At 72.0% G+C, this 15,231-nt stretch carries 11 protein-coding genes; 2 read left to right on the forward strand and 9 right to left on the reverse strand.

What is annotated here, in order from left to right; all coding sequences use genetic code 11:
• Nucleotides 1-11 precede the first annotated feature (11 nt).
• The 9 genes from ACZ407_RS19205 to ACZ407_RS19245 all read right to left on the reverse strand — a co-directional run bounded on the left by ACZ407_RS19205 (nt 12) and on the right by ACZ407_RS19245 (nt 13,969).
• Nucleotides 12-1,361 (reverse strand): cytochrome P450, encoded by a 1,350-nt coding sequence (locus ACZ407_RS19205; protein ID WP_468129643.1) that lies wholly within the window; start codon nt 1,359-1,361, stop codon nt 12-14.
• Nucleotides 1,358-1,909 carry a flavin reductase family protein gene (locus tag ACZ407_RS19210; protein WP_468129645.1) on the reverse strand — a complete coding sequence of 184 codons (552 nt, stop codon included), beginning with the start codon at nt 1,907-1,909 and terminating at the stop codon, nt 1,358-1,360. The genes ACZ407_RS19205 and ACZ407_RS19210 overlap by 4 nt, the downstream gene beginning before the upstream one ends.
• Nucleotides 1,906-2,406: an acyl-CoA thioesterase gene (locus ACZ407_RS19215; RefSeq protein ID WP_468129647.1), complete on the reverse strand. Its 501-nt coding sequence runs from the start codon at nt 2,404-2,406 to the stop codon at nt 1,906-1,908. The genes ACZ407_RS19210 and ACZ407_RS19215 overlap by 4 nt, the downstream gene beginning before the upstream one ends.
• A complete protein-coding gene (locus tag ACZ407_RS19220) occupies nt 2,403-8,204 on the reverse strand; it encodes a type I polyketide synthase (protein ID WP_468129649.1) in 5,802 nt (1,933 codons plus the stop codon). Before ACZ407_RS19220 ends, ACZ407_RS19215 begins: the two co-directional genes overlap by 4 nt.
• Nucleotides 8,201-9,322, reverse strand: a complete 1,122-nt coding sequence (locus ACZ407_RS19225) for an enediyne biosynthesis protein (protein WP_468129683.1) — start codon at nt 9,320-9,322, stop codon at nt 8,201-8,203. Before ACZ407_RS19225 ends, ACZ407_RS19220 begins: the two co-directional genes overlap by 4 nt.
• A gap of 101 nt (nt 9,323-9,423) precedes the next feature.
• Nucleotides 9,424-11,289 (reverse strand): CRTAC1 family protein, encoded by a 1,866-nt coding sequence (locus ACZ407_RS19230; RefSeq protein WP_468129651.1) that lies wholly within the window; start codon nt 11,287-11,289, stop codon nt 9,424-9,426.
• Nucleotides 11,290-11,348: 59 nt separating this feature from the next.
• Complete coding sequence (locus ACZ407_RS19235; protein WP_468129685.1) at nt 11,349-12,329, reverse strand: DUF1702 family protein; 981 nt, start codon at nt 12,327-12,329, stop codon at nt 11,349-11,351.
• Between the two features lie 109 nt (nt 12,330-12,438).
• Nucleotides 12,439-13,389 (reverse strand): DUF1702 family protein, encoded by a 951-nt coding sequence (locus ACZ407_RS19240; protein WP_468129687.1) that lies wholly within the window; start codon nt 13,387-13,389, stop codon nt 12,439-12,441.
• 136 nt (nt 13,390-13,525) lie between these two features.
• Entirely contained in the window at nt 13,526-13,969 is a 444-nt protein-coding gene (locus tag ACZ407_RS19245; RefSeq protein WP_468129653.1) for a winged helix-turn-helix transcriptional regulator, read from the reverse strand.
• Between the two features lie 138 nt (nt 13,970-14,107).
• On the opposite strand from ACZ407_RS19245, the gene ACZ407_RS19250 reads away from it, so the two are divergent.
• Nucleotides 14,108-14,665 carry a hypothetical protein gene (locus ACZ407_RS19250; protein WP_468129655.1) on the forward strand — a complete coding sequence of 186 codons (558 nt, stop codon included), beginning with the start codon at nt 14,108-14,110 and terminating at the stop codon, nt 14,663-14,665.
• Nucleotides 14,662-15,111 carry a hypothetical protein gene (locus ACZ407_RS19255; protein ID WP_468129657.1) on the forward strand — a complete coding sequence of 150 codons (450 nt, stop codon included), beginning with the start codon at nt 14,662-14,664 and terminating at the stop codon, nt 15,109-15,111. Before ACZ407_RS19250 ends, ACZ407_RS19255 begins: the two co-directional genes overlap by 4 nt.
• Nucleotides 15,112-15,231: the final 120 nt, after the last annotated feature.

The following is a 15,231-nucleotide window of genomic DNA, read 5'->3' on the forward strand; positions in this document are numbered from 1 at the left end:
GCGCCCGTTCCTCAGCGCACCGGATGCACCGTCATCGGCATGCCCCCGCGCATCCGCAGCGACAGCATCGCCTCGGGCACGGCCGGGTGGCACGGATCCATGCGCAGGTCGAGGTCCCGGGTGACGAGCGCCGCGACGAACACGGCCTCCATCATCCCGAGGTTGCTCCCGATGCAGAACCGGGGTCCCGCGCCGAACGGGATGTACGCGTACCGGTCCCGCCCGGCCGCCCGCTTGGGGTCGAACCGCTCCGGGTCGAAGCGCAGCGGGTCCTCCCACAGGTCGGGGTTGCGGTGCATGACGTACGGGCAGACGAGCACGTCGGCCTTGGCGGACACGTGCCAGCCGCCCACCTCGTCGTCCTGCTGGGCGACCCGGGGCAGCACCCACACCGGCGGGTACAGCCGCATCGCCTCCTGGATGACCTTGGTGGTGTACGTCAGCCTGTGCAGGTCGGCGACCTCGGGCACGCGATCGCCGAGGACCGCCCGGGCCTCCTCCCGCACCCCCTCGCGCGCATCCGGGTGCTGCTCCAGCAGGTACAGGACCCAGCCCAGGGTGCTCGCGGTGGTCTCGTGGCCGGCGAGCAGCAGGGTGACCAGCTCCTCGCGCAGCCGCTGCCGTTCGCGTTCCCGGTCGCTCTCCTGCGCGCGGGCGGTCACGATGATCCGCGACAGCGCGTCGTCCGGCTCCTCGCCGTCCTTCATGCGGGCCACCCGGTCGGCCACGAGGGCGTCGGCCACCCGGTGGAGCTCCCTGCGGGCCCGGCGGAAGCGGGCCTGTGCGGGGAACGGCAGCCAGCCCGGGGTGGCCCCCTGGGTGACCATCTCCAGCATGGCCTGGTCCTGGACCTCCTCGAAGGCGTGCGCGATGGAGTCGTACGCACCGAGGTCGGAGTCGAGCAGGGTGCGGCCGAGCACCCCGAGGGTCAGCCCGGTGACCTCGTGCAGGACGTCGACGGGGCCCTTGCCCTCGTGCCGGCGGAGCAGGTCCACCAGGTTCGCCGCCTCCTGGGCGACGGCGTCCGCCTGCCGGTTGATGCGCCCCGGCTTGAAGGCCGGCTGCACCGCCCGCCGCTGCTTCTTCCACACCTCCCCGTCGCTGGTGAGCAGTCCGTCGCCGAGCACCCTGCGGGCCTGCACGAGGCCTATGCCCTTGTGGTAGTTGTCGGCGTTGTCGGCCAGGACGTGCTTGGCGTAGTCCGGCCGGTTGAAGATGTACAGCTTCTTCGGGCCCATGTTGACCCGTACCGCGTCGCCGAGGTCCGCGGAGTCCTGCATGAGGGCCAGCCGGTCGAAGGCGAGCTTCTTCAGCAGTCCCGGCATCGACCGGAGAGGCGGCCCGGGTGGGTGGATCTTCATGCCGCCCTGCCTTCGGCGTGCTCGGGGACGATCCGGCGGAACCGGCCGCCCGAGAAGAGGATGCCCTCGCTCTCGGGCCGGCGGGCCGCGGAGAGCACCCGGCCGAGGAAGATGGTGTGGTCGCCGCCGTCGTAGCCGGGCCCCCACTTCTCGCATTCGAACTGGGCCACCGCCCCGGAGATCAGCGGGGCGTCCGTGACCCGGCCGGGCACCCAGTCCACGGCGGCGAACTGGTCGGCCCCCGCGGGCCGCGAGCTGTTGGCGAAGTGCCGGGCCACCGATTCGTGGTGGGCGGCGAGCACCGACACCGAGAAGGTGTCGGAGCGGTCCAGGCTGCGGTGCATGACCGCGTCCTTGTTGACGCAGACCAGCACCAGCGGTGGCTCCAGCGACACCGAGGTGAAGGAGTTGGCGGTCATGCCCCGCGGGGCGTCCCCACCGACGGTCACGATGGTGACCCCGGTGGGGAAGGCCCCGAAGGTCCTGCGCAACTGGGTCCGGTCGTCCATGTCGACGAGCTCCGCGGACGGAGCGGCCATCAGAGTCATGTCTGCCTCCCTGCCGGCGGCCGAATCCCGGCCGCGTAGGGCGCCAGCGCGTGTGCCAGCGCGTCGGGGATCAGTGCGGGGACGGGGGCGGCGTCGGGGCCGCGCAGACACACCACGCGCTGGCTGCCCCGGGCCACCGGGACGTCCCCGTCCCCTGTCACCTTGACGTAGTCGAACGTCAGGTCGATCTGCGTGTGGCCCAGTCCGGCCGCACGCATCCTTACGGACAGGCGGTCCTGCGCGGAGACCGCCTCGAAGAGTTCACAGTCCACCTGCAGCGTGAACAGCCGCAGGTCGGCGGGCGAACCACCGATCCCGTCCGGCCCGACCGGTCCGTTGGTCCCGTCGAGCTCGTCGAGCGCCGCCCGGCGCAGGAACAGCTGCCAGCAGCGTGCCTGCCAGTGCAGGTAGTGCACGTAGTCGGCGGTGCCGCACAGGTCGGTCTCCGCGAAGGCCACCGTGTGCCGGTACTCGAAGTGGTCCGCCCGCCCCGTCACGACCCGTCCGCCCCGTCGGTGAGGAAGGCGAAGACACCGGGGTCCAGCGCGCCGCGCAGGGCCGTGACGAAGGTGGCGATCCGCAGCCCGCCGGCGGTGAACACGACCCAGTTGGGCCGCGATCCGGGGACCAGCGTGAGCGGGGCGCCCGCGAGGATCCCGGCCTTCTTCAGGCACTCGACGGCGCTCCACACGCGGGTGGCCGCCGTGTCCGGCGCCTCGCCCGTCTCGGCCGCCACGAGGGCGGCGAGCGGTGCGTGCTCGCCGAGCAGCCCCGCCCACTCCTCCTCGGAGCGGACGTTGACGGCCTCCACGTCGGTGGCGACCGTGCGGTCCGCGACCACGCCGACCGTGACGCCCAGGCCGTGGGCGGCCGAGATCTCCCGGCCCCCGTCGGTCTCGGGCCGGCCGTCGGGCCGGTAGCGGATCTCGGCGGTGTCGCCGAGGGCCCGCTGCACCGCGATCGCGGTCTGCGCCCGGCGGGACGCGACCGAGCCGTCGGCCCCGGGGGCGTCCGGCTCCACCGCGACCGCGATGTGCGTGCCGAGCACCTCCTCCAGGGTCCGTTCCAGGTAGGAGCCGAGCAGCGGCTCCACCCAGGGGCCGGCGCCGTCGTTCTTGCGGACGGCGTGCAGGGTCAGGCCGTCCCAGCGCTCGACGACGGTGCCCTCGGCGTCGCGCACCGCGATGTCGTACACGTACGTGTCTCCGTCGCGGTAGCGCTCGGTGGCGCAGTAGCGGACCTGCTCGGGCACGTCCGCCCCCGCCGCCAGCGGGTACAGCCGCTCGATGCCCGAGGGCAGCAGGGTCGCGTCGGGGACGCAGACCTGGTTGCCGTGCATGAGCGCGTCGCGCATGCCCGGGTCGGCGAGCAGCAGCTGCGCCGGCAGGTACGGGGCGAACCAGCCGGTCGGCGCGCCCAGCGCCACGTCGGCGTCGACGTGCCGGGCGGCCGCCCGGTGGAAGTGCCGCAGCCGCTGGAAGCGGTCGCCCTGGAAGAGGACCCCGCTGCGGTACAGGTCCGCGACGGGCTCCAGCGGGGCCGCGGGGACCCCCGCGGGCACCTGCTCCGGGTCGCCCTCGGGGATCGGCAGCTCTCCGTAGAGCAGCCGGGCCCGGAAGTGCTCGGCGACGTAGCCGGTGTCCTCGGCGTGGATCGCCACGTCCACGGTGTCCGGTCCGGTCACGGTGGCCGCGATCCGGATCCGGGCGGAGCCGTTGGGCGGGACCACGATGGGCCGCAGGAACTTGGCCCCCTCGATGACCGGGACCTTGTCCCAGCCGGTGGCCGCGTGCGCGACCTGGACCATGGCCTCCATGCCGAGGACGGCGGGGAGGAGCAGGTTCCCGTCGAGGAGGTGGTCGGGCAGGTAGGCGTCGGTGCCCGCGTTCAGCTCGACCTCGGTGACGAGCTCCACGCCGTGGTAGCGCACCAGCGGGGTGCCCGTGAAGCGGAGCAGCGGCAGCTGCGGCAGGTCCTTGCGGACCGTGGCGATGCCCTCCGTACGGCCGCTGATGACGGTGACCACGGGGGCGTCGGGGTCGCCGATCAGCCGCAGCATGATCTCGACACCGGCGTCCGGGGAGACCGGCACGATGCCCTCGCGGGAGAGGGTCTCGACGACGGAGAGCTTCTCGCCCATGCCGACGCCGGACCAGACCGACCACTCCATGCACAGGGCCCGGCAGCCGGGCTGCGTACGGGCCACCTCTTCGGTGATGTCGGCCAGCCACTCGTTGGCGGTGGCGTAGTGCGCCTCGCCGCGCAGGCCGGCCCGGCCGATGATGCTGCCGAAGGTGACCAGCAGCTTCAGGCTGCCCTCGCCGACGGCGTCGAGCACGGCCCGCAGGCCGTCGACCTTCGGCGCGAAGGTGCGCCGGAAGTCCTCGATGCCGAGGGAGGTCAGGGCGCCCGGCTCGTTGCGCCCGGCGCCGTGCAGCAGGGCGGTGACGGGGCCCAGCTTCCCGGCGAGTTCGGCGACCGCCGCCGTGACCCGGGCCGGGTCGGTGACGTCCGCGCGGGCGTAGGCGACGGTGACGCCGCTGTCCGCCATGCGGGCCAGGTTCTCGGCGAGGTCCTTGTCCTCGGCCGGGTCGGACCGGCCCAGGACGGCCAGCTTCGCGCCGGTCTCCCGGGCCACGGCGAGGGCGCACTCGGCGGTGATGCCCTTGCCGCCGCCGGTGACGAGGAGGACGTCCTCGGAGCCGATGACGTGCTCGGTGCGGGCGGCCGCCGGGGGCAGGGCCCGCAGGGTCGGGACCCGGCGCACCCCTTCGGCGTCGTAGTGCACCTCGGTGAAGCGGCCGGTGGCCGCGACCTCGGCGACGACCGCCTGCACGGCCTGCTCGTCGGGGGCCGGGGTGTGGACGATGGTCGTCCGCAGGTGGCCCTCCTGGTGCAGGGTCTTGGCGAGTCCGGCCGCTCCGCGGCCGTGCTGCACCAGGACGAACCGCCGCTCGCGGTCGCCCGCCAGGGCCGACTTGGCACCGTCGAGGGCCTGCTCGATGTGCTCGGCCGGGCAGGCCGGCGGCAGCCAGACCACCACGCCCGCGCCCACGCCGGCCTTCTCCAGGGCCTCCTTGAGCTGCTGCCCGAAGGCGCCCTGGCCGGCGGTGAACAGCTCCCAGGAGCCGTTGGCCCCCGGGGTGCCCGGCACCAGCGGCACCTCGTCGAGGTCCACCGCGAACGGGCGGGCCCACACCGCGGATCCGGTGACCAGCGGGGTACTGCCCGCCGCCCCGCCGCCGGAGCCGATCAGCTCCTCCAGCGCCTCGGCGAGCTGGGCCACGGTGGCCGTGGCGAAGTTCGTCGGCACCTGCGCGGCGCCGATCCCCAGCCGGGTGGCCGCCTGGTTGACGATCTGGCCCACGGTGATGGAGCTCATGTGCAGGTCGTCCAGCAGGCTGCTGTCGTCGGCGACCAGCTCCGGGGGCAGCTCGGCGCGCTCGGCGACGAGCGCCCGCAGCACCTCCAGGGGGGTCTCCCCCTCCGCCGCACCGGCCGCGGGGTCCGCGGCCGCGCCCTCGGCGCCGTCCTCGCCCGCGGGGCGCGGGGCGCGCCCGGCCGGCAGGCTGATCTCGGGCGCCTGCTCGCAGGGGCTGGTGAGGAAGCTGAACTCGGTGCCGATCTCCAGCGGCCGGGTCAGCCGGTCGCGGAAGAGCCGCTCGTGGATCAGCGGGGCGCCGGCCACGTACGCGGCTCCGACCACCTGCAGCAGGGACTTGAGCGACTCGTCGTCGGTGTTCAGCGCGACCGCCGGCACCCCGACCGTGGCCGCGGCCATCGAGGTCAGCACCCGGCCGGGCCCGACCTCGACGAACAGGTCCACGTCCGCCGCGGCCGCCTCGACGGCCTGGGTGAACAGCACCGGCTCGGTGATCTGCCGGCGCAGCAGCTTGGCGAGGTCCCCGTCCTGCTCCAGCTCCTCGCCGGTGACGGTGGACACCACCCGGCGGTCCACACCGCCGAACTCGGTGCCGGCCAGCCACTCGCCGAAGGAGTCGGCCGCCGGGGCGACCAGCGGGGAGTGGAAGGCGTGCGAGACGGCGAGGCGGGTGCACTGCACCCCGGCCTGCGCGGCCCGCCGGCCCACCTCCTCGACCGCCTCGACGGTGCCGGCGACCACGGTCTGCCGGGGGCCGTTGTAGCCGGAGACGACCACGTCCAGGCCCTCGGTCAGCGGGGCCACCGCCTCGGGGGCGGCGGCCAGCGAGGCCATCGTGCCCGAGGCGCTGTGCTCGGCCATCGCCGCGCCGCGCACCCGGGCCGCCTCCAGCACGGTGGCCGCGTCGAAGGCGCCCGCCCAGTGCAGCGCGGACAGTTCGCCGAGGCTGTGGCCGACGGCCACGTCCGCCTCGATGCCCAGGGCGTCCAGCACCCGCAGGCCCGCGGTGGAGCCGGTGACGATGCGCGGCTGCGCCACGTCGGTGGCGACCATGTCCCCGCTGGTGGGCAGGCCCGCCTTGTCGAAGACCTCGGCGGCCTCGGTGAAGCGGCGGCGCAGCGCGCCCCCGCCGGTGCCCTTGCCCGAGCCCTGGCCCGGGAAGAGGAACCCGATGCGGGCGTCCCCGTCCGCGGCCTTGCCGAGGAAGGTCCGGCCGTCCTCGGAGAACTGCGAGACCGTGCCCTGGCCGAGGGTCTCGGCGAGGCGGCGCAGCCGCAGCTCGGCGTCCTCGGGGGAGGTGACCACGGCGGCGGCCCGGTAGGGCAGTTCGCGCAGCTCCCGCTGGAGGGTGGCGGCGAGGTCGCCGACCTGCGCGTACGAGAGCTGCGCGGCGAAGTCCGCCACCTCGGTGAGGCGGTCGGCCAGCGCCTGCGGGGACTCGCCGTCGACCAGCAGGAGTTCGGCGTCCTGCAGGGAGGCGGCGAGGGTGGTGGCGCGGCGGCTGGGGGCCGGGCGCCGCTTGGGCACGGCCTTGTCGACGACCACGTGGGTGTTGATGCCGCCGAAGCCCATGGCGGTGACGGCCGCGCGCAGCGGGGCGTCCTTGGGCCAGGCCTCGGCCTTGCGCAGCACCCGGAGGTTGGCCTTCTCGTCGGTGAGGAGGTCGTGCGGGTCCACGCAGCCGATGGCGGGCGGCAGCATCGCCGCGTCCACCGCCATGGCCGCCTTGATGAGTCCGGCGACGCCGGCGGCGGCCTTGGTGTGGCCGATCATGCCCTTGATGGAGCTGATCGCGGCGGTCGGCGCCTTCGGGTTCGCCTCGGCGCGCGCGCCCATGATGGCGCGCAGCTCGGTGGCGTCGCCGACCTCGGTGCCGGTGCCGTGGCCCTCGAAGAGCGGCACGGTGTCGGCGCCGAACCCGGCCCGCTCGTAGGCGCGGCGCATGGCCAGCTGGTAGCCGCTGACCTCGGGGCGGGTGATGCCGCCCTGGCCGTCGGAGGCGATGCCCCAGCCGGCGACCGAGGCGTAGATGCGGTGGCCGGCCGCGAGGGCGTCCTCCTCGCGCATCAGGACGACCATGCCGCAGCCCTCGCCGGGCCAGAAGCCGTTGGAGCCGCGGTCGTAGAGCCGCATCTCCCGCTTGGCCAGCGCGCCGGTCTTGGCGAAGCCGATGATCTCGAAGGGGTCGATGGACAGGTCCACGCCGCCCGCGACGGCCACGTCCAGGTCTCCGTTGACCAGTCCGGTGGCGGCCGTCGTGACCGACAGCAGGGAGGAGGAGCAGGCCCCGTCGACGGTGTAGCCGCCGCCGTTGAGGTCGAAGTAGTTGCAGATCCGGCCCGCGATGGTGTTGGACAGGCCGCCGGCGAGGGTGTCCTCGTCGATGGCGGGGAAGGGCTGCTTGTACGCCTCCTCCACGCCGGCGAGGAAGTCGGCGGTCTTCTCGTCCTCCCATGCCTCGGCCTTCAGGGCGGCCGCGAGCACCCGCCGTACGTACGGCCAGCGCAGCCGCATGACGTTGGCGCGGGAGAACTCGCCGGTGAGGGTGTTGCCGACGATGACGCCGGTGCGCTCCTTCGGCAGTCCCTCGCCGCCCGCGAACCCGGCGTCGGCCAGGGCCTGCGAGGCGGTCTCCAGGGCCAGCCAGTGGGTCAGGTCGGTGGACCGGTAGGTGCTGCCGGCGATCCGGTGGGCGATGCGGTCGAAGGAGTAGCCCTCCAGGACGGCCGCGTTGCGGGCGTAGAAGCGGTCCGGCGCGGCCGGGTCCGCGTCCCAGTAGTCCGCGAGGTTCATCCGTACGTCGGGCAGGCGGCGGAAGGCCCGCCGGCCCGCGACCGCGTTCTCCCAGAGCTCGCGGTGGCTGGTGGCGTCGGGATAGCGGCCCGCTATCCCGACGATGGCGATTCTGCTCACAGGGACACCGTCACCTTCTCGTCCTTGACGGCGGCGGCCCGCATGGCCGCGCACTTGCCGTGCTGGCAGGTGCCTGCGGTGCACGGGTCGGTGACGGCGGAGACGGGGGCGGCGGCCACCGTGGTCATCGGGATGGTCTCGGCCACGGCCGGCAGCTTGACCGGGGCCTCGACGGGCGCCGCGACGGCCGCCGGAGCGGGCGACGGGACGGCGGCGAGGGGCTCCACCGGGCGCAGGCCGGCGCCCTGGGCGGCCGCCTTGCGCTGCTGCTCCTGGTAGTGCAGGCCCCACAGGTACAGGCCGCGGATCAGGCAGACGATGGCGGTGGCGAAGAAGATGCCGTACGTGATGTTCACGGCCATCAGCAGGCCGTAGACGGCGGCGACTCCGGCGCCGAAGGCGATCTGGGAGGACTTCCGGGAGGGCGAGGTGCCCGGGTCGGTGACCATGTAGTTGGTGAAGAGCACGAAGGCCGTGCCCGTCATCATGCCCAGGGCGGCGGGGATGGAGGTGTCGAACATCCAGCCTCGGATGATGGCCTGGAGGGCGAAGCCCACGAGCCAGCCCATGATCAGCGGCATGCGGTTGGTGAGCTTGGCGTTGAGCATGGTGCCGAGCGTGATGATGACGGCCGGAAGGATCCAGTCACCGGGGGCGGTGGTGCCCGTCAGGTACTCGGTGAAGTGGTACGGCGGGGCGATGCTGGCCCAGGGGAACAGCACCAGGATGATCATGATGCCGAAGTTCGACGGGTTCATGTAGTGCCGCATGCGGCCCTTGAGCGGGGCGCGCAGCACGTGCTTGGTACCGACGGCGACGATGACGCCGAACATCATGACCCAGTAGCGGTCGTTGACGTACGTCAGCATGTTCACCGCGAGGCTGGTGATGTGCGCGGGGTACAGGAACTCCACGAGTCCCTTGAACCCGCCGCCCGCGTACCGCGGGGCCCGGCCCTCGCCCTTGGCGCTGATCCACTCCAGGACCAGTTCGGTGGTGTAGCCGGTGGCCACGGCGATGAACGGCCACAGCCAGCCCTGCTCGAAACCGAGCACGGTGTAGCCGAGGATGTTCAGCACCGAGATCGAGATGGCGAACCGCTTGAGCGCGGTGATCACCTTGGGGTCGTGGCGCGGTCCGCCGGCGGGCTTGGCCGGTGCCCCGGCGGGCGTGGCTGGGCTGCCGGTGGCAGGCGCGGTGGCAGTGGAAGACGACACGGTCACTTCTCCTTGGCCTCGGTGCCGAGCTGGACCGAGTGCCAGCCGGGGCTCAGCGAAAGAGCCTGCTTGCGGACCTGGCCGGTCTTGTCCCGCCAGGCGATGTCGGCCTGCACGGGTCCGCTGACCTTGCCGAGGCCGATGTGGACGTCGGTGCTGCGCTTGCCGGAGTGGCCGCTGCCGCCGTCGACGCGGCCGAGCAGCTTCCTGCCGTCCGGGAAGGCGACGGTGACCTGGGCGCCGACCACGGGGGACCCGTTCTCGTCGACCAGCTTCAGGCCGAGGAAGTCGTTGTTCGCGGGGCTGAGGTTGCAGTAGAAGACGGGGGCGTCCCACTGCCGGGCCACCACGAAGTCCAGGCGCCCGTCGCCGTCGGCGTCACCGGTGGCGATGCCGCGGGTGGGCACGGGGACCCCGAGCCCGAGCTCCTTGGAGACGTTGTCGTACTTGTCGCCGTTGCGGGTCCAGAAGCGCAGGAACTGGTCGCCGGCGAGGTCGTCGCCCGCCTCCACCTTCGGCCACCAGTACGGGTGCCGGACCAGCTGGTCGTTGGCGGTGGCGAGCTCCTGGAGCTGCGCCCAGCGGCTGCGCTTGCCCTTCACGAAGCCGGTGGCCTGCGTGATCTCCGGACGGCCGTCGTTGTCGAAGTCGCCCATCTTGGCGTCCCAGCCCCAGCCGGACCAGGCCGTGTTCAGGGAGGCGCTCTCGTCCTTCCACGGGGCCTTGCCGTCGCTCATCTTGCGGTGCAGGTCGTCCAGGTCCTTCGCCTTGCTGATGAAGGTGTAGTTGGACTCCTGGATGCCGAACGAGGTGGTGATGTTCGAGATGAAGGAGTCGAGGAGGCCGTCGCCGTTCAGGTCGGCCCAGTCGATGCCCATGCCCTTGAAGGAGCTGCGCCCGATCTCCTTCGACTTCGGCATCAGGCCGTTGTGGCTGGCCTTGACCTCGGAGAACTTGAGGTTGCCGGGGGTGGACCGGTTGTGCAGCAGGGTGGTCGAACCGAAGTCGAGGCCGAGGTACAGCTCGGGCAGCAGGTCCCCGTCCACGTCGGTGGCGGAGGCGGCCAGGGTCCAGCCGTGCGCGCGGCCCTTCGGGACGACGTCGGTGCCGGGGATCCGCTTGTAGCCGCCGGCGGTCCACAGGAAGAAGTGCCCGCCGCCGCCGTTCTGGGCGTGCGACATGGAGTCGTTCATCGTGACCCCGCCGTCCTTCGTCCAGTCGAGGACGGGGCTCTCGGGGAAGTAGTTGCCGATGTAGATGTCCTTGTGGCCGTCGCCGTCGAAGTCGGCGACCGCGGCCGCGTTGGAGTTCCACAGCGGGCCGGTGTAGATGCTGCCGCCGCTGCCCGGGACCAGCTCCACCGGCTCGAAGCACTCGGCCTTGGGCGGCATCTTCTTGTCCCAGGCCTCCTTCTTCTGCTGGAAGATCACCGGGGTGCGGCCCCAGTAGTAGACGAGGAGGTCGGTGGCGCCGTCCTCGTTGAAGTCACCGGGCACGCAGCCGATGGGCGCGCTGTACTTGCTCTTCGGCAGCGGCGCCGGGTCCAGCACGAAGGGCGCGTACGTGGCGCTCTTGCGGCCGGGGACCGGGGCCGGGGTGACCACGGCCTGGTCGATCCGCGGGTCGGTGATGCACAGGTCGTTGGAGAGGCCGTCGTTGTCGATGTCGTTCATGGCCACGCCGGCGCCCACCGAGGAGATCCACGCCTCGATGTGCTTGTACGCCTTGTTCACCTTGCGCACGGTCTGCTGCTTGTAGCCGGCCGGCATGGAAATCGACATCGGCTCGAATGCGAAGGACTTCGCGAGTTCCTTCTTCTCCGCCGCGGAGGACTCGTCCGGCTTCACGGCGTAAAAGGCGCTCACCATGACAGCGAGGGCCACAATTCCGGCTGCCTGCCTACGCAGCCAGGACACTGGGTGCTGTGTCATGCGCTCGCGCCTTTCTGGGAGTACGAGGGAACGGTGATGCGCGCGGCAATGTCCTGCCGCCAGGTCTCGAAAGCGGGAATTTCACCGCCGGAGCAGCTTTCCGGCCGCGTGTCCAGGCAGACCTGCGCGGCCTCTTCGGGGGTGCGGCCGCCGCACAGCACGCGGGCCGCCATCCGGGTGTGGTCGATGGTGGTGCCGGCCTTGACCCGGGCCTCGGAGGCGAAGGCGGAGCCCTGCGCGAGGTTGGGCAGGTACTTGCCCGCATGCTCGGCGTAACGTTTCAGCTCCTGCTCGTCGGCGCTGCCCGCGTAGGTGCAGGCCAGGCCGGAGCCGGCGTACAGGTCGGCGTGCCGGTGCTCGGGGTACGCGGCGATCAGCCCGGCCACCACATCGGGGTCGGTGCCGCCGACGAACCACAGGGCGCGGCCGATGCCCTGGTCCAGCGCCCGCCGGCTGTAGGCGTCCGGGCCGCCCTTCCAGCTGAAGGGGTGCACGAGGTGCGGCTTGCGGACGTAGTCCTCGGTCTTGAAGTACGCCTGGTGGAAGCCGTACCCGTCGAGGATCAGCCAGCGCAGCACCGGGTCGATCTTCGTGACGTCGGGCCACAGGAACTTCGGCAGCCGGGCCATGGCCCAGCCCACCCCGACGTAGATCATGTAGTCGTGCCTGCTGCCCTCGCCCTCCAGGAGCCCGGTCAGCCGCTTGTCACTGCCGCTCAGCGCGTCGATCATGGCCGCGCCCATGCCGGCGCCCTCGTACGCGAAACCGCGATAGGCGAGGGGAACGGTCTCCAGCCATTCCTCGGCCTCCGCCGCGGAACGGGCCTCGACCGCATAGGCATATCCCTGGAGGAAGGTGCACCCCACGGTCTCCAGCTGATGCTTCGCTTCCGGGTTCTTCACGTGGAATCCGCGTCGATCCAGGTGCGTCTCCCGGACATTGGGTGTGAGAACCCTGCGCCTCAGCGCACGCAACATGGACACGTACCAAACCGCCCCTCGTATACTTTTCCCTGAATTTCCCTTACGAAATACCTGAATTTGAATCTAACGAGCAGCCCCGCCGGAGCGTCTACTCCAGAAGTGCTCAAACGGCATTCACGAGGAGCCGCTCGCGCACCGCGCGGCGCCACAGCTCGTACGTGGGCACGGGGCCCCGGCCGCCGAGGTCGGGGGTGCTCTCGTCGGCGAGCGCGGCGGCCTGCTCCACGGTCAGCCCGGCGAGCGCGTGCACGGCGGTGCGGGTGTGCTCGGGGACGGTCCGCGAGAAGTGGCGCGCCTTGGCCGCGAACACCGAGCCCTGCCCGAGGTGCCCGCGGTGCTCCCCGCTCGCGGAGTACAGCGCGGCGAGGTCCTCGGGGGTGGAGCAGCCGGCGAAGGTGGCGGCGAGCCCGACGCCGGCCCACAGGTCGGCCCGGCGCTCGGAGGCGAAGCGCTCCACGGCGGCGGTGACGTTCTGCACGTGCGCCCCGTGGATGAACCACAGCGCGCGCCCGACCCCCTGGTCGAACGCGCGCTGGAAGTACTCGGGGTGCCCGTCCCACGGGTACGGACTGTCGAGCCGCTGTTCGTCGATCCAGCGGCGGGTGTCGAAGTACGCCCGGTCGAACCCGTAGCCGTCGACCGCGAGCCAGGACATCGGCGGGTAGAACTCCTCGCCGTGCAGCTCGGGCATGACCTTCTTCCAGAGCACCCGCGGGAGCTTGGCCATGGCGAAGCCGATGCCGATGTAGTTGAGGAAGATGTGGCGGCGCCCGTTCGAGCCCTCCATGAGGTCCTGCGTGCGGCGGCCGCGGCCGGGCCCCATGGTGTCCCGGATGACGGAGGCCATGGTGGCGCCCTCGTAGGCGAAGCCCTGGAGCTCGGAGTCGACGAGCGAGAGCCGGCGCTCGGTCTCCCACAGGTCGCGGGACTCGATGCCCCATTCGAAGCCGGTGACGACCGCCTGCGGGATGCTCTCCAGCTGGGCGGTGGCCGCCGTGGCGGTGACGGGGAAGCCCCGTCCGGCGAAGCTGACGTCGCTCAGTGCCGGAGCCATGAGCAGCTTGCGCAGAGCTCCCGTTGCCGTTCCCACGCTGTGCCTCCTTTGCAGGGCCACCGGGTTGGTGGCAGGAGGCTCATGGTGTTCGGGGCCCTATCACAGGGCATCTTCGGGCGTGCGCTCTCCCCCCGGTTCAGCGGATCCGACGGACCGCCACCTCGTCCCCGTGCAGGTCACGCTCACACTTGTCGCAGTCAAGACGGACATGGACATGACCATCACAGCCGATATGCTCGGCTCGGCGCGGAGGCCCCACCTCGGTCGGCAGGTTCCGGTCGCCCCACTGCATCAGGGCGATCACCGAGGTGGCCAGATCCCGCCCCATGGGGGTGAGGGGGTACTCGTACCGGACCGGCTTGTCCTGGTATGGAACCCGCTCCATGATGCCGAGTTCGACGAGACGGGTGAGTCTGCTGGTGAGCACGTTACGGGCGATCTGCAAGTGGCCCATGAACCCGTCGAAGCGCTTGACGCCCAGCAGTGCCGATCGAACGATCAGCAGGCTCCAGCGCTCGCCGATCACCTCCAGGGACCGCGCCAGGTTGCAGTCCTGTCCTTCGTAGGTCCGTTTCAGCATGTACCCACGGTAGCCAGCCAGTTGCGTGACACAACCCTCCCGTTCCCGGCTGAACCGAAGTCCGCACGATCGAAGAAGACCGTCCCCGGCGGCCCCTGCTGAGATGGGCCTCCGGATCTGGAGCATGGAGGTGCCCCGATGGCAGCCGGAACGCAAGCGCCCCTGGTCAAGAGTGGCGCGATGGACTCCCTCAACAGCAGGTTCCACAAGATCGGCCTGCGGGCCTTCCTCGTGATCGTGCTCGCGCACTGGGCCGAGCACCTGACCCAGGCCGTCCAGATCTACGTCCTCGGCTGGCCGCTTCCCGAGGCCCGCGGCGTGCTCGGCGTGCCCTTCCCGTGGCTCGTGAAGTCCGAGTGGATGCACTACAGCTACGCCCTGCTGATGCTCGTCGGCTTCATCGTCTTCCGCCGCGGCTTCACCGGCGCCTCCCGCACCTGGTGGAACACCACCCTCGCGATCCAGATCTGGCACCACTTCGAGCACCTGCTGCTGCTCAGCCAGGCGCTCGCGGGCGCGTACATCGCCGGCAAGGCCGTCCCCACCAGCGTGCTCCAGCTCGTCTTCCCCCGCGTCGAGCTGCACCTCTTCTACAACGCGCTGGTCACCATCCCGATGATCGTCGCCATGGTGCTGCACACCCGCAACCGCGCCGACAACGCCACGGCCCGCTGCGACTGCGCCCTGACGGCATGAGCCGGACCCGCCGCCCCTCCGGTTTCGCAGGCTCCCTGCTGCTGGCCGCGGCCTGCCTGCTGCTGTACGTGGCCCTGCCCAACGTCGGCAACGCGGCGCGCGCGGCGACCGCCGACGGGGTGGCGGGCTCGTTCACCGCCGGCCGGCTGAGCTGCGTGTCCCATCCCGGCCACGAGACCTGCTCCTGGGCGGGCAGTTTCCGGTCGGCCGACGGGTCGGTGGTGCGCGAGGGCGTCACCCTGTACGGAGCCGGCCGCGAGTCCCTGGCCGCAGGCCGCGCGACCGACGCCGTGGACGTGGGCAACCCGGGGCGGGTCTACCGCCCGGGGGGCTCCCTGGAGTGGGTCTTCACCGCGGCCCTGCTGCTCGCGGGCTACGGGGTGCTGGCCTACCTGGTCCGCCGCCACCTGATGCCGCCCCGCACCGGAGCCGTCCGCACGGCCTGACCGGGCGCCCCTGAACACGACCTGAACACCCGAACGCCTCCGCCGCGTACGGGTGTTCGGTCGTTCCGGGGCCGGGACGCGCGCCGCGCACCGGGTGCGTTCAAGCATGTTCAAGCAGCC

It is taken from the genome of Streptomyces sp. NPDC030809, assembly GCF_055572195.1.

What these genes read in the sequence shown, in the direction of transcription:
- ACZ407_RS19250 (WP_468129655.1), top strand. Translation starts at nt 14,108, where the DNA reads ATGGCAGCCGGAACGCAAGCGCCCCTGGTCAAGAGTGGCGCGATGGAC.
- ACZ407_RS19205 (WP_468129643.1), bottom strand. Translation starts at nt 1,361, where the DNA reads ATGAAGATCCACCCACCCGGGCCGCCTCTCCGGTCGATGCCGGGACTG.
- ACZ407_RS19235 (WP_468129685.1), bottom strand. Translation starts at nt 12,329, where the DNA reads ATGTTGCGTGCGCTGAGGCGCAGGGTTCTCACACCCAATGTCCGGGAG.
- ACZ407_RS19230 (WP_468129651.1), bottom strand. Translation starts at nt 11,289, where the DNA reads ATGGTGAGCGCCTTTTACGCCGTGAAGCCGGACGAGTCCTCCGCGGCG.
- ACZ407_RS19240 (WP_468129687.1), bottom strand. Translation starts at nt 13,389, where the DNA reads ATGGCTCCGGCACTGAGCGACGTCAGCTTCGCCGGACGGGGCTTCCCC.
- ACZ407_RS19210 (WP_468129645.1), bottom strand. Translation starts at nt 1,909, where the DNA reads ATGACTCTGATGGCCGCTCCGTCCGCGGAGCTCGTCGACATGGACGAC.
- ACZ407_RS19245 (WP_468129653.1), bottom strand. Translation starts at nt 13,969, where the DNA reads ATGCTGAAACGGACCTACGAAGGACAGGACTGCAACCTGGCGCGGTCC.
- ACZ407_RS19255 (WP_468129657.1), top strand. Translation starts at nt 14,662, where the DNA reads ATGAGCCGGACCCGCCGCCCCTCCGGTTTCGCAGGCTCCCTGCTGCTG.